This window comes from Propionicicella superfundia DSM 22317 (genome assembly GCF_000423465.1).
Lineage (GTDB): Bacteria > Actinomycetota > Actinomycetes > Propionibacteriales > Propionibacteriaceae > Propionicicella > Propionicicella superfundia.
In genome coordinates this window covers 440,282-453,775 of sequence record NZ_KE384021.1, presented here as the reverse complement: position 1 = coordinate 453,775, position 13,494 = coordinate 440,282, and the positions used below count along the sequence as shown (strand labels likewise).

At 66.1% G+C, this 13,494-nt stretch carries 12 protein-coding genes and 2 pseudogenes; 5 read left to right on the top strand and 9 right to left on the bottom strand.

The features are described from left to right. Nucleotides 1-81: 81 nt before the first annotated feature. Nucleotides 82-471 carry a DUF1304 domain-containing protein gene (locus tag G555_RS0111950; RefSeq protein ID WP_028709036.1) on the top strand — a complete coding sequence of 130 codons (390 nt, stop codon included), beginning with the start codon at nucleotides 82-84 and terminating at the stop codon, nucleotides 469-471. A gap of 688 nt (nucleotides 472-1,159) precedes the next feature. Here the strand turns inward: G555_RS0111950 and G555_RS0111940 are convergent. Then, entirely contained in the window at nucleotides 1,160-2,752 is a 1,593-nt protein-coding gene (locus G555_RS0111940) for a glycosyltransferase family protein (protein WP_156887536.1), read from the bottom strand. Between the two features lie 177 nt (nucleotides 2,753-2,929). Further along, a complete protein-coding gene (locus tag G555_RS0111935; RefSeq protein WP_028709034.1) occupies nucleotides 2,930-3,595 on the bottom strand; it encodes a TetR/AcrR family transcriptional regulator in 666 nt (221 codons plus the stop codon). A 176-nt stretch (nucleotides 3,596-3,771) separates the two neighbouring features. On the opposite strand from G555_RS0111935, the gene G555_RS19720 reads away from it, so the two are divergent. Then, complete coding sequence (locus G555_RS19720) at nucleotides 3,772-5,154, top strand: MFS transporter (RefSeq protein WP_051208961.1); 1,383 nt, start codon at nucleotides 3,772-3,774, stop codon at nucleotides 5,152-5,154. A gap of 182 nt (nucleotides 5,155-5,336) precedes the next feature. On the opposite strand, the gene G555_RS19715 is transcribed toward G555_RS19720, so the two are convergent. Then, nucleotides 5,337-6,041 (bottom strand): NADPH-dependent F420 reductase, encoded by a 705-nt coding sequence (locus tag G555_RS19715; RefSeq protein WP_036922507.1) that lies wholly within the window; start codon nucleotides 6,039-6,041, stop codon nucleotides 5,337-5,339. 114 nt (nucleotides 6,042-6,155) lie between these two features. Here G555_RS19715 and G555_RS19710 point away from each other — a divergent pair, with 114 nt between their 5' ends. After that, nucleotides 6,156-6,587: a winged helix-turn-helix transcriptional regulator gene (locus G555_RS19710; protein ID WP_084635219.1), complete on the top strand. Its 432-nt coding sequence runs from the start codon at nucleotides 6,156-6,158 to the stop codon at nucleotides 6,585-6,587. A gap of 315 nt (nucleotides 6,588-6,902) precedes the next feature. Here G555_RS19710 and G555_RS21935 read toward each other — a convergent pair. Next, nucleotides 6,903-7,594: pseudogene (locus tag G555_RS21935) on the bottom strand (IS3 family transposase); the annotation flags it as partial. 62 nt (nucleotides 7,595-7,656) lie between these two features. On the opposite strand from G555_RS21935, the gene G555_RS22340 reads away from it, so the two are divergent. After that, nucleotides 7,657-8,004, top strand: a complete 348-nt coding sequence (locus tag G555_RS22340; protein WP_156887534.1) for a hypothetical protein — start codon at nucleotides 7,657-7,659, stop codon at nucleotides 8,002-8,004. Between the two features lie 373 nt (nucleotides 8,005-8,377). After that, nucleotides 8,378-8,814 (top strand): annotated as a pseudogene (locus tag G555_RS23095) (IS21 family transposase); the annotation flags it as partial. 325 nt (nucleotides 8,815-9,139) lie between these two features. On the opposite strand, the gene G555_RS0111890 reads toward G555_RS23095, so the two are convergent. The 5 genes from G555_RS0111890 to G555_RS19700 form a co-directional block, all read right to left on the bottom strand. Beyond that, nucleotides 9,140-9,427: a DUF7701 domain-containing protein gene (locus G555_RS0111890; protein ID WP_028709030.1), complete on the bottom strand. Its 288-nt coding sequence runs from the start codon at nucleotides 9,425-9,427 to the stop codon at nucleotides 9,140-9,142. Continuing rightward, entirely contained in the window at nucleotides 9,421-9,864 is a 444-nt protein-coding gene (locus tag G555_RS0111885) for a RipA family octameric membrane protein (protein WP_051209183.1), read from the bottom strand. Before G555_RS0111885 ends, G555_RS0111890 begins: the two co-directional genes overlap by 7 nt. Before the next feature lie 47 nt (nucleotides 9,865-9,911). Beyond that, a complete protein-coding gene (locus G555_RS0111880) occupies nucleotides 9,912-10,292 on the bottom strand; it encodes a TIR domain-containing protein (protein ID WP_028709028.1) in 381 nt (126 codons plus the stop codon). Between the two features lie 430 nt (nucleotides 10,293-10,722). Beyond that, entirely contained in the window at nucleotides 10,723-11,271 is a 549-nt protein-coding gene (locus G555_RS0111875) for a hypothetical protein (protein ID WP_028709027.1), read from the bottom strand. A 351-nt stretch (nucleotides 11,272-11,622) separates the two neighbouring features. Further along, on the bottom strand, nucleotides 11,623-13,362 hold the full coding sequence (locus G555_RS19700; protein ID WP_051208959.1) for a recombinase family protein: 1,740 nt from the start codon (nucleotides 13,360-13,362) through the stop codon (nucleotides 11,623-11,625). Between the last annotated feature and the right edge of the window lie 132 nt (nucleotides 13,363-13,494).

The window sequence follows — 13,494 nt, the reverse complement described above, 5'->3', positions numbered from 1 at the left end:
CCGATCGATCCAGCATATATTGGATCGGACAGTACACAATTTCCGGGCCTCAGAGCCCGCCGACATCGAAGGGTCCCCGTCATGGTCATCGCAGGGCTCGTGCTCGCCGGGATCGCGGCGCTCGTGCACGTCTTCATCTTCTACCTCGAATCGATCGCCTGGACCGGCGAGCGCGCCCGCTCGGTGTTCGGGATCTCCTCACCACAGGCCGCGGAGGCGACGAAGGACCTGGCCTTCAATCAGGGCTTCTACAACCTGTTCCTCGCCGTCGCCGTGCTCGTCGGGATCGTGCTGTTCTCGCTCGGACATCCCATCGCCGGGGCGACTCTCGTATTCACGGGGGCAGGGTCGATGGTCGCGGCGAGCCTGGTGCTGCTGCTGTCGAGCCGGGACAAGGCCGCTGCCGCGCTCAAGCAGGGCGTGATCCCCGCTCTCGGCGTGATCGCACTGGCCGTCGGTCTCGTGATCTGAGTCTCAGCCGCCCGGCCCCAGATCACCAGGAACGACGAACGGCCCCCCTCCCGTCACCAGGAGGGGGGCAGCGTCGCATGCCCCCGGCGCGGGCGAGAAGGCTCGCCCACGGCCTGCATCGTGGACCGGTCCCGTCGCGCACGCCCCCCGGTCACGCGCGACGAGTCCCGGACCCGATGCAGCTCCCCCCCGATACTTGGAGGACGCCCACAGCCGGCAACTATGACGCGAGACTCACCCGCTTTCTCACCCGCCGTTTCACACCGTCCCGTCCCGATCAAGCGTCAGCGCGGCCGATCACGAGAAAGTCCGATACCAGAGGCTCAAGACGCCGGCTCCGCCCCGGGGCAGAGGAAGGCCCGGGCGAGGACCAGGCAATCCGGCGCTCACCGCCACGTTGTGAGGCACACCGAGGGGGTAGACCAGGGCCGGGAGCCGAGACCGCCAGTTTGCACGGCATACGGAGTCCCGCCCGGACCGGGCAACCCGCACAACGTGGCGGTCACGACACAGTGACGGCGACAGACCGGCTCTCATGCCGCACAACCTGGCGGTCACCCCAACCGCGATCGGCGCGGCGCACGCCCACGTCGTCCTCGTCGATCGCGAAGGAGCGTCCTGACGGGTTGATCACGAACACCGCGTCGAACGGAAGACTCGAACGGAGAACTCGAACGATCTACGAGGATCAGCCCGGCAGGATCGCGCGGCGACCCAGCCGCGGGGCGAGACGCCGCCACACCGTCGCGGCGCCGATGGCCGCCACGGCGCAGAAGACCGGCAGGTGAGGGATGAGGTAGCGCGAACGGCCCTGGAACACGAGCATGAACAGTCCCGCCCCGAGCAGCGTCACGGCGGCGAGCAGGATGTCCCTCCGAGGCGGACAGACCAGCAGCCCGGCTCCCGACACCGTGAGGATGAACAGCCACAGAATCTCCGCAAGGTGCACGTGGATGCCCCACAGCGGGACGGCCGGGTCGTTCGCGGCTCCGACGGCCCGCCACGGGAACGAGGCCAGGAGCGGCTTGGCCATGTCCTGGCCTTCCCCGCGAGCCCAGAATGTCCCGTCGCCGAAGTTGAATGTCCATTTGTCGATGGCGAAGCCCACCATCCCCGCGAACCCCCGCGTGGAGACCTGCTCGCCGATCAGCTCGCGGGACGTCTCGGTCTGCTCGTCGGTGGGACGACCCCAGGTCGCGAGGTTGACGACCCTGTCGTACCCGCCATACACGACGCTGCCGTCGTCGCGGTACTGCTCGCGGATCCCATCGGCCACGTAGGAGAGCGGAACCTTCGACACGCCCGGCGTCAGCGGCGGCATGTCCGCGGACGAACTCGCCCACGCGGAGAACCCGACATACCCGGCGCCGAAGCCGAGTGCCGCCGCGATCAGTGACGTGGCCACCGCCCGCCGGGCATGACGCCGTCGCGAGCCGGGCGACGCGAAGGCGAGGACCCCCACGGCGACGACCGCCACCATGCCGACCACCGGGGTGACCTTCAGCACGAAGCCGACCGCGAGGACGGCTCCGCCGGCCAGCGCGCCGACGACACCCCGGATGGTGGGCCCGCGCAAGACCGGAAGGAACAGGGCGAGGGCGACGATGGGCGTCCACATGGCCAGAACGTCCGTGTACGGAACCGACATCCACGGCGACAGCCCGAGCACCCCGAGGAGAAAAACCAGGGAGAGCGCCCCCGCCTTCGCTCCGCGGATCTGCCGCACGACGATGTACATGGCGACCGCGGCGGCCAGGTAGCACGCGGCATTGATCAGCGCGAAGGCGGCGTCGTAGTTCAGCCCGATGGCGCCCATCCCGCGAGCGATCCGAGCCACGGCCAGCATCGCGTAATTGTTCGGGTACCGGGAGAAGTAGGCGACGTAGTACTCGCTGAACTCGTCGGGCGGCAGCGCCGAGGCCAACTGCACAAGCCGCGAGTCCCAGGTCGTCTCGTACACCGACGTGTACGCCGTCAGCCACGCGAGTGCGGTCGTCGCGCCGCAGAGCGTCCACCCGAGGCGGTTCCCTCGCTTAGCCGACCAGGGCGCCGGGCGGATCCCGAACCGGCGCGCCGCGAAGACGAATCCGGCGCACGCCAGGGCCAGGCCGACAACGACGATCAACGGGTTGGTGGGGTTGTTGGGTTCCCGAGGACGGATCACCACCAGCAGGACGGTGAGCAGAAGCACAACCCCGATCACTCGCTGGGTGGCCGTCTCGATGCTCTGCACGACCATCCTGATGCGATCACCAGGCTTGGCCATCACGGCGCTGCCCACGACGGGGAGCCTAACGTACGGCGGCTCGCGCAGGCGGACGAACGGGCGCGAACCACCCTCCGATGGCACCGCCCGCGATCACCTCCTCGACGATCTGGTCGCGTCGCCTGAGGAGGAGGCGAACGAGACGGCGGCGGTGCGTTGTTCGCACGCGTCAGACCGGTGCAGCCGCGTGAGTCACCCGCGCTGCCCGTGCTCCGGCAGGACTGCACCGATCATCTGCGCAAGTGCCTGGACGAGGGCATCGCGGCTGGCCGAGGACAGCGGTTCGAGGGCCGGAGTCCAGGAGCGGGCGAGAGCCAGGCCGATGCCGGTGCACATCACGAGTTGCGTACGCATGAGCAGTTCGTCGTCGGGGGCCGAGGGGTCCCATCCCGCGACCGCAGCCATGCTCTCGGCGAAGCGGCTGAGCAGGTCGATCCGCACCCGCTCCGCATTTTCGTCGCCCGAGGACTGCATCAGCAGCGGCAGCAGCGATCCGATCTCCTGGCCGGAAGCCGAGCCGGGGACCTGGGCCAGTGCGGCCGCCAGGATGCCGGCGACCCCGGCCTGCCCCTGCAGCGCGGCTCTCGGGGCTCTGATGTCCTCGGCAGCCGCTTCGAGGCACGCCGTGAACAGTCCTTCCTTCGAGCCGAAGTAGCGGGAGACCAGGGCCACATTGACGCCGGCTTCCTCGGTGATCGCCCGGAGCGTGGTCGCGGCGTAGCCGTCGACGGCGAAGCGGCGCCTGGCGACGTCGAGCAGCCGTTGCCGCGTGCGCATCGCGTCCCGCGTCCCCGGGGGCGGCGTCTCGCCGCCGGGCGGTGCGTCCGTTGCGGCTGTCTCCACCGGTTCCGAAGGCATGGTCTGGTTCCTCCCTGTGCTCAGCGCCGACGAGACAAGTGTAAACGCTTGTTGACTTCCTCGCGTGGGCGGTGCGAGACTACACAAGTAATCACTCGTTTACTTACTGGATGCGTGGCACCATGATCAGATCCCACACGAAGCCCGGCAGTGATACGCCTGCACCAACCGAAACCATGGGCCGGGCGAATCCCGGTGTCGTGGTGCTGTTCTTGTCTCTCGGAGGCTTCGCCTTCGCGGTGCTGCAGTCGATGGTGGCCCCGGCACTGCCGGACATCGCGGCACAGTTGCACACGTCCTCTGCGGACGTGAGCTGGGTGGTGACCGCCTACCTCCTGGCGGCAGCAGTCCTCACGCCGGTCCTCGGACGTCTGGGCGACATCGCCGGCAAGCGCCGGGTGCTCATCATCGTCGTCGCGGTCCTCGCCGTCGGCACGCTGCTCGCCGCTGCAGCCACCACGCTGCCCGTGCTGATCTTCGCCAGGGCGGTGCAGGGCACGGCCGGGGCGATCCTCCCGCTCTCCGTCGGCATCGTCCGAGACGAGCTGCCGCCCGAACGCGTCAACGTCTCGGTCGGTCTGCTGTCGGCGATCACGGGAATCGGAGGCGGCCTCGGCATCGTGATCGCGGGCCCGATCGTCGACCACCTGTCGTGGCAGTGGCTCTTCTGGCTCCCCCTTCTCCTCGTCGTCGTCGCCCTCGCCGGCGTCGTCCTCGGCGTGCCGGAGTCGCCGGTGAAGGACCGTGACAGCCACCTCGACCTGCCGGGTGCGGCGACGCTGTCCGTCACGCTGGTCGCGCTCCTGCTGGCCATCACGAAGGGCCCGGAGTGGGGATGGGTCGCCGGCCCCACACTCGCTCTGCTCGCCCTTGCGGCTGTCGCGCTCGTCGGCTTCGTCATGGTCGAGCAACGGACGACCAGCCCGCTCGTGAATCTGCCGTTGCTCGCCAAGCGCAACGTCTGGGCCACCGATCTGGTGGGCCTCATCTTCGGGTTCGCGATGTTCGGCATGTTCATCCTGATCCCGACCCTGCTCGAACTGCCGGCGGCGACCGGATTCGGCTTCGGCAAGACGGTGACCGGTGCGGGCCTGTTCCTCCTGCCCTCCACAGTCATGATGCTCGCCCTGGGGCCGGTCTCAGGGCTGCTCGCGGATCGCTTCGGTGCTCGCGTGCCGCTCCTGCTCGGATCGGTCGTCACCACGGTCGCGTTCCTCATCCCGGCGATTGCCCACGACCAGGCCTGGCAGCTCATGGCCTGCGGGCTTCTGTTCGGAGCCGGCATGGGACTCGTGCTCGCCGCCATGTCCAGCGCGATCGTCGCCGCAGTACCCGCCGACCACACGGCGGAGGCCATGGGCGTCAACGCGATCGCCCGCAGCATCGGTGGGAGCGCTGGGACTGCGGTTGTCGCCGCGGTCATCACGGCTCACACGACGACGCAGGGCATACCTCTCGACTCGGCCTTCACATCCGGATTCTGGGTCTGCAGCATCGCTGCCGCGGTCGCGATCGCAGCCGTGCTGGTGATCTCCCCCCGCTCTGCCGAGGGAGCCTGAACGACGGCCCAGCCGTTCGCGCCGCCGCGAGGTGTCCTCGATCCGGCCTGTCGGCCCCGGGCGGCCGAGGACACCGACACTTCGGCGTAGCGACCGACGACGCTCGCGTCGGACCCGGAGGCCGGAGATGCTCCCGTCTGCCCTCTCACGGGGCTGACGGGAGCACCACGGGCTGCGTGTGATCAGGCGTTGACGGTGAGCGCCTGCGCCTGCGCGAGCGGCACCGGAACCGGAACAGCAGTCAGGAAGCGCTGCGTCGGATCCTCGACGTCGGGATCTGCCGGCCGCGAGTATGGGGTGACGTAGATCGGGGAGCCTGGCTGCGACCGTCTTCCCTCGGCCAGCCCACCGAGGTCCAACGCATCGAACCCGATCACGTCCAGGAACTCGATCACCCGCACCTTCGCGTCGAGACCGTCGCCCGCGATCGGAAGAGCGGTGCGCTCAGGCGAACCTGCCGGACGACCCAACTGGGGCAGGCGCACGAAGTCGATGTTGTTGAGGCCCTTCACCAGCAGGACCCCGGGCAGATGGGAGGCGAGGTACTCGCTCGAGGTGAGTCCCCCGTCATCCAGGGCGGCCACATGACCATCACGGCCGGGATAGTAGTTGGTGGCATCCACGACGACCTTCCCCGCCAGCACCCCTGCCGGAAGGTCTCCAACGGCACCGAACGGGATCGCGAGAACCACGACATCGGCTCGTTCGATCGCTCGCTCGACCGTGTCCGCCGTGGCACGTCCGCCCAACTGGGCGATCAACGCGACCAGCGAGGCAGGCCCCCGCGAGTTCGCCACCACCGTCTCGAGGCCTGCTGCGGTCGCCAACTGCGCGACGCCCTTGCCGATGTTGCCGCTTCCGATGACCCCAACCACGAGTTCACTCATGCGATCTTCCTTCCCGCTCGTAAGCACGAACACGTTCCCGGCAGGAGTTCCTCGGCCCGCCGCCAGCAGACGCTTCCCTTTCAGAAGCACCGTCGGTGTTGATAGTGTATCGACATGAGCAAGGCCATCGAACGGGCGCAAGAGATGAGTGTGTATGACCCCGACTGCGTGTCGCGGGCAATCCTCGAACATGCCACCGGCCGGTGGGGGTCTCTGGTGCTCGTCTCACTTGCGGACGGGCCGCTCAGGTTCACGCAGATTCGCCGCCAGGTGGCCGGAATCGGCGACCGGATGCTGTCGCAGACCCTGCAGCGCCTCGACGCTGACGGCCTGATCTCCCGCACCGAACTGTCGGCCATCCCGCCGCATGTCGAATATGCGCTCACCGAACTCGGCAGGCCAATCGCCGACCGCATCGGTGCACTCATAGAAACGATCTACGAACAACTCCCCGGCATCGTCGCCCACCACTACGCACACCCGCAGACCGCTCCAGGGAATCCGGCCCCACAGATGCCCGGAGCGCCTGACGCGAAGATCCGCTGATCCTCAGGTGGCGATCATGGCCAGTGCCCCTACTCCAGGGCGAACCGAAGGGGCTCTTCGGAATCAAGCGTGGTTTGGTCTGGTTGATCGGGCGCCGGAGGCGGCCAGCAGGATGCGGGCCCGGTAGTGGGCGAAGGTGCGGAGTGAACCGCTCTGGGTTTGATGGAGACTCGCGCTATTTGATTCCCAGCAGCCGGTCGGCTGCTGTTTGGTCAGCATGGAACGCTTCCTCGAACTCGGCAGGCGGGACGTCGCCGAGGTAGCCGTGCAGGCGCTGCGTGTTGTGCAGTGCACCCAGCCGAGGGTCGCCAGTTCCAGATCAGGATGCCGCGCCGAGGTCGGATCGGGCCTGGTCGTCTTCACCCGCTTCGACCGGATCGCTCCCTCGATACTCGCCGCCCGCATGAGCCGGCCCGTCTGGTCCCGACCGATCTCAATGCCCGCCCGGCGAGCCGCCTTCCAGAGTTTCCGGACCCCATAGACGCGGTAGTTGTCCCCCCAGAGAGAAACAAGGGCAGGGGTGAGGACGGCGTCACTGATCGACCGTGCTGACGGGGCACGGTCTTTCGCGGCGTAATACGTGCTCGGAGCTACCTGCAACACAGAGCAGATGGGCTCGACCCCGAGCAGGCGACCCTCGACGACGTCGGTCTTGTTCGCGTCGATGAACGCCACTACTTCCGGTGTTGGCGGTCGAGCTCCGCCCCGAAGAAAGACGCCGCTCTCTTCAGAATCTCGTTGGCCCGCCGCAACTCACGGACCTTCCGCACCCACCGCGCCTCCGCCGTGGTCACCCCGGCGACGTGACCGTCATCGACATCAGCTTGCTTGACCCAGCTTCGGACGGATTCAACGCCGTATCCGAGCTGCGCCGCGACCCGCTGCACCGCCCCGTGATCGGTCCCGAGCTCCGCGCGCAGCATCCTGACCACCCGGACCGCGGCGGCCTTCTCCCCCGGTGAATACCGACGTCCCGTCGACCCACCAGACCCCTGCCTTGCTCCCATGACTCCATCCTCGTTTCCAAAGTCAGGAGCCCCCATCAAACCCAGAGCGGTTCAACCTGCGGGTGCTGGCCAAGCTGTTCAAGCATCCCTGGCCGTACCTGCTTGAGGATGCGCCTGAGCCATCCCCACACCCGGGTGACGACAACCGCACATCTGCCAACCAGAAGGCCGTACTCTCGCCGGAAATGATCGCCGAGTTGCAGGCAACCGACCTGATGCTCGAAGCAGCCGCCGAGCTCTTTCCTGAGCCGCGGTTCGTCCCGCCGACACTGAGTATCACGCCGGACACCACTCCCGCCCAGCTCGGTGCAGACACTCGGGAGCGGGACTGCTGCACAGATCGTCGCCATGGACAACGCCTACAGCCAAACCATGTCCGTGCCGAGGCAAGAAACAGACACCAGAGCTAACGGGATTCGAACCCGTGACCTTCTCAGGCCGCACGGCACCGGCAGGGTGGTCGCGATCGAGGTCGGATGGACCACCCGAGGCACCCGGCAGCGCAAGCGGCGCATGACCAACCCGGCCACGGGGAGGGCGATGTTCTAGGCGCTGATCGCGACGACGCTCTCGATCGGCTTTGGCGGCTCTTCGGACATTCGGTGGAGGTCATGGGGGTGAGGTCGCCGGCGGCGAGGAGCATACGGAGCCGGTAGTTGTGCCGGTTGCGGAAGCCTCTGGCAAGGCGTCGGTGTAGCTCGATTGAGTATTCGTGTCGACGACGCGTGAATACTGACCCCCAGGCGTCGGGGATTTTTGGCCCCCTCCGACCACTCTTGGAGCGTGATCTCAATGGAAGATTGGGCGGAGATCCGTCGTATACATCGCGCTGAGGGCGTGCCGATCAAGGCGATCGCGAGGAGGCTCAGGGTCGCGCCGAACACGGTGCGGGCGGCGTTTTCGTCGGACGCGCCGCGCGGTATAGGCGGGCGGGGAAACAGTCCTTCGTGGACGCGGCCGAGCCCGAGGTACGCAAGCTCCTCACGCTGTCCGCGCGGATGCCGGCGACGGTGATCGCGGAGCGGATCGGGTGGGAGCACTCGATCGCGATTCTGAAGGACCGTATCCGGCAGATCCGGCCCGAGTATGCCGGTGTCGACCCGGCTGACCGGATCGTGCATGAGCCGGGGCAGGCGCCGCAGATGGGTTTGTGGTTCCGGGAGCCGCGGATCCCAGTCGGGTTCGGGCAGGCGGCGATGCTGCCGGTGCTGGTGATGACACGGGTGCCCAACGGTGGTGTTGGCAACGTGACGCAGCAGCGATCTGGCGTTCCTCGCCGAGTCACTCACGCGTTCTCACGGGGGATGAGTTGGTGAGGCCGAGTAGTGAGGCCGAAAGCACTTGAGAGGAGCGATCATTGGCCCTCTGACCGTACTCGACGATGGTCGCGATCAGCCCGGTCATCCGTCGCCACACGAGCGTGCAGACCGATCGCCACCCCCACTTGGTCGACAGCCCTCGGTTCGTATAGCGGAAGGCGGGCCCAGCGAGGGCATCGCTTGCCGACTATCGATTCGCAGGGCATTTGCGGGCGAGCTGGCATAACTAGTCCGTGGTAGCTGCTCGTCTGATCGCGAGCAGGAACGGGCCGTCTTCGGCGCGCGTAGCGGGATCCAGATCCGCAAAGGGCACGATCGATTCGTGGGTTGGGTCCACTCCGAGCATCCAAGCTGCCCAGGCATCGTGGACGTCCTCTGCCTGGACCTTGGTGCCTTTAGCGCGCATGAGCACTGCATAGAGCAGGAACAGGTCGTTGGCATCATCCGGCACTGAACTGCCTTCCGGAAGAGCCGCACGTATGCGCGCAGCGTCCATAGCTAGGTAACTCACCATGGCAGCAGCCTCCCTGCGAGTAGTGCGACGTACAACAACCCGAACACGATTGGCACGACCCGCTCAACATTGCCGAGCTGCCTCAGTCCAGCCTTCACCCTCTTCAGACGCCCCTTCACCGCGTCACCCCCGCTGAGCACAGCCCATTCGTCCAGGAATGGTCGTACAGGTAGGTGGTTAGCCTCGATCTGGTTGATGACCGCAAACTTCGCCTCGTTCAACCTGCGGTAGTTCCGGAGAAGGAACCACCAGCATGCGGCGACCACGATCCCAGCAACGCAGACGGAAATCGGCAGCAGGGCGGAGCCGTCGGTTTCGCGGCGCAAACCCACCACTGCGACGAGCGTCGTGTTCACCATAAGGAAGAACGCGTTGGCGGCTGCGCGCCGTGCCGACGTTCGGTCGGCCATCTCGACCGTCAACTTGTAGATCTCCATCACCCGGGGATCAGGCGACGGACTCGCGGGACGCCTGAGGCGCCAGCTCAACGCGCACCACCCACGAGTGCCTTCAGGTTGTCCCACGTCCATGTGTACAGCTTGTCGCTCACGCTCGCGCTCGTCGGCTTGGTGCTGCCCACTTTGTATCCTGCGAGCAGAAAGTAGGGGATGCCCTCCTCTTTCGCAATGAGCAGTTCCTCCGCGACGCCCACTGCGGCACGGGTGTACTGGCCGCACAAGACAATTACCAGACCTGCCGCCTTCACGCGGCGCCGGGCCTCAGCCTTCCAAGTCGGAGACGCGATCTTGATTGACCAGTCGGCGATCTCGAACGGCGTGTCCGGGTTCTTGGCCTGTCCCAGCAGCAAGTCCTTCAACCGTGCGTCGTTGTCGTAATCGAAGCTGATGAACGCGCGCTTCGCCATTGATGCCCCCTTGGGTAGTCGTCCCGGCGTATCGCCGACTCATCAATACTGCCGGATGTGTTCGACATCGCAGGGCGCGCCGCCTCGCCAGCACGTTTCTGAACCGGAGCACTGCCTACGTCCCCAGGCTCCAGTGGCAAACTCACCCCGGACAATTGCGCGAGCTGCGCCGCACGCCGGGCATTGGGGACATCGACGCCCCGCCCAGGCAACACGGCAACGCCAGGTGCCCGGTAAGTCGAGAGTCGAGCTATCGTCCGCAGCTACGTCCACGAGCCATATACCGCCCGAAGAGGAGTGTGGCAGCTGAACCATCGCTTGCTAGCGATGAACTCAAGCAGTAGCGCCGTCCCCATGGGGGAGACGGATAAGCGTTCTGATGCCCCTGACCTGGCGCAACCCTGGCCAGCGCGCGGGAGGTATCGCATGGCTACGCAAATAGCGTTGGCGGCTTGCCCTTCGCCTCACGCACGTTGCGCACTTGCTGCTCCCACTTGGCCACGATTGAGCGCCACTCATCCGTATTGAGATAGTCAGTACCGCCCGCGTCGACTGTGAACTCAGGCATATAGAGTCCCACCACGCCCTTCTCGAGCAGACCTTCGGCGATCACCCCCGACTCCCGAAGTATGAGGATCGGCAGCCCGAGTTGGAAGGCCATCGCCGGTTCAATTTGACTGTAAGGACTCGTGAGCCAAGCCCTGGATATTGGCGTTGACGCGACCCCAGGTATGTCAGCTCCTTGCCGCGAATTGCCTTGGTCGATGTAAGTCCGTCTGAATGCGATTGTGATCAACCCATTGGACTCGAGCATCAATCGTCGGATTGCCGTCAATGGCGCGTCCATGTCGTACTCGGTCACACCCAGCGTCTTGGGATCCAGTCCTCGATCACGCAGACCCTTGCTCACGCGTTGCACGAAAACCTCTTGCGCGTTGGTGTGCGGCTTGGGGTAACTCAAGAAGACGGGAACGCCCACGTGTCCACCTTTCGATCAGATGTTGCGGCTGTTCGGCGCCCCCTCTGGCTCGCTACGATTGAGGAGCCTTGTGTCCACCGGTCCTACAGCCTCAAGACTGAGGATAGCTGCCGCGCTCTCGCCAGCGCCTTCGTCGCCGGTCCAAGCGCGCACGAGATCCTCTCCTTCCGGGCAGTGCGTCCTATTACATGCGCCGGACAAGGGTCGTCGCTTCGCAGGGGCAGGTCTCGGTGATTGTGTGAGGACGTGAACATGTTCGCGACGGCGCTCGCGGAGCGCGATCGTGTTCGTACCGAGGAAGGCGGCGCAGACAGATCTGTGGTTCCCGGAGCTCCGGATCCCGATGAGCTTCTATCGATCCGCGACTAGACCATGCCCGACCTCAGACATAGTCACCGGGGCTCCCGTGAATGGAGAACGCTGAATTCCAGTGGCCGCGGCGTCGGCGTGGACCTCGATCTTGTCGAAGAGGGTGCGGCAGAGCGCGCGCTTCTCGTGCTCGGTGCCGATGTCAAAGCGTTGGTCGACGTTCTCGAGCTGATCCAACGCTTCTGTGATCTGTGAGGTCACGTGCCGGGTCTGCTGTGCGATGACGGTGAGTTGCTGTGCGATGTCGAGGAGTTCCCGGCGGATGCGGTCCTGCTCACGCTTCAGCATGTCGGTGCTGATCGCGTCGGCGTAGTAGGCACGGAGCACACGCTCCTGCTCCCCTCGCAGCTCCTGCTCGCGAGCCTGGAGCTCCCTACACCCGGTATCCGCCTCGCGCAGGCCCGCATCGGCTTCGGCAAGGAGCTGCTCCTCTACGCTCTGCCGTTCCTTCGAGGTGAGGCTGATCTGTTGGATCAGTTGCTGTACGGCCTTCTCGATCAGATGCACTTGCTGCGCTTTCAACGTGCAGGAGGTGCGGCCGCTGTGTCGGCCGAGGCACACGAAGTAGAAGTACAGCGTCCCGTGATTGTTGCGGGTGCGGTTGTACATCATCGACGACCCGCACTCCCCGCACCGGAGCAGCCCCTTGAGGTAGTGCGTGTGCACGTCGCGGGTGCTGGTGTTCCGCCGCGCGGTGAGCGCATCCTGCACCCGCTGCCACAGCGCAGGATCGACGAGGGGTTCGTGCGTGCCGGAGTACTCGACACCGACGTAGGTGACGATCCCGCAGTAGTACGGGTTTCGGAGCATCCGCTGCAACACACTCACCGTCAACGCCCGGGGCGGCTTCCCCGCCCTGGGTGCGAGGGTGAAGCCGAGCTGGCTCATGCCCCGGGCCAGACGGTCAAGGCTCCACTCCCCCGTCGCGTAGGTCGTGAACGCCCACCGGATGATCTGTGCCCGCTCCTCATCCACTTCGATGATCCGCGCTTCACGGCCCTGCGCATCGAAGGTCCGCACGTTCCGATACCCGGCAGGGGCCTTGTTCGGGGTGCCGCCGTTCATTGCCTTCTGCCGCAGTCCCTTGCTGACCTCGGTGGCGAGGTTACGGGAGTAGAACTCCGCGATCGACGCCATGATCCCATGCACCAACCTGCCCGACGGCGACTCATCAATCGCCTCCGTACTCGACACCAACCGGGCACCCGCATCGGCGATCGCCTGCGTAATCTGCACGTCATCCGCACGGTTCCGTGCGAGCCGGTCGAGCTTGTGCACGACCACGATGTCGACCCGGTTCGTGCAGATCCACTCGAGCATCTCCGTCAACGCCGGACGCGCAGCAGACCGCGCTGATTCGCCCGCGTCGACGAACTCCTTCACGACCCACGCGCCGAGTCCGTGGGCGGTCTTCCTGTTCGCTTGCCGTTGCGCCGGGATCGAGAATCCCTCCCGCTCCCCTCCACGCTCCGCCTGCTCCCGGGTCGACACCCGCAGATACGACACCGCCCGCAACACCAACTCCGGAGAAGCAGACGCCCCGTCAGCGTGATCGAACGAGACCACAGACAAGGAGGAAGGAACGGACGGGACAACGGCAAGCAGCGACATAGAGAGGTGAAGGGCTTTCTCCGGCACACCGGCCGGCACGAGAAAGGCCCCGCAGACGCGGAGCCCCACCCAGCCTGCCCACCCGCTCGGCAGCCAGAACTCCGACAGCACCGAACCGCCATCAGAAGCCCTACAGAATCAAGGGTTCCACTGTCCCGTTAGTTCCCAATGCGCAAGGATGTCACCCGCGGCAGAAACACCCGAAAAACGCCCGAAACGACGCAATACAGCCCGAAAACCCGC

Excerpts from the sequence above, each read along its gene's own strand:
- G555_RS0111950 (WP_028709036.1), top strand. The coding sequence starts at position 82 with ATGGTCATCGCAGGGCTCGTGCTCGCCGGGATCGCGGCGCTCGTGCAC.
- G555_RS19715 (WP_036922507.1), bottom strand. The coding sequence starts at position 6,041 with ATGAGTGAACTCGTGGTTGGGGTCATCGGAAGCGGCAACATCGGCAAG.
- G555_RS0111890 (WP_028709030.1), bottom strand. The coding sequence starts at position 9,427 with ATGGTGAGTTACCTAGCTATGGACGCTGCGCGCATACGTGCGGCTCTT.
- G555_RS19720 (WP_051208961.1), top strand. The coding sequence starts at position 3,772 with ATGGGCCGGGCGAATCCCGGTGTCGTGGTGCTGTTCTTGTCTCTCGGA.
- G555_RS0111880 (WP_028709028.1), bottom strand. The coding sequence starts at position 10,292 with ATGGCGAAGCGCGCGTTCATCAGCTTCGATTACGACAACGACGCACGG.
- G555_RS0111885 (WP_051209183.1), bottom strand. The coding sequence starts at position 9,864 with ATGGAGATCTACAAGTTGACGGTCGAGATGGCCGACCGAACGTCGGCA.
- G555_RS19710 (WP_084635219.1), top strand. The coding sequence starts at position 6,156 with ATGAGCAAGGCCATCGAACGGGCGCAAGAGATGAGTGTGTATGACCCC.
- G555_RS0111935 (WP_028709034.1), bottom strand. The coding sequence starts at position 3,595 with ATGCCTTCGGAACCGGTGGAGACAGCCGCAACGGACGCACCGCCCGGC.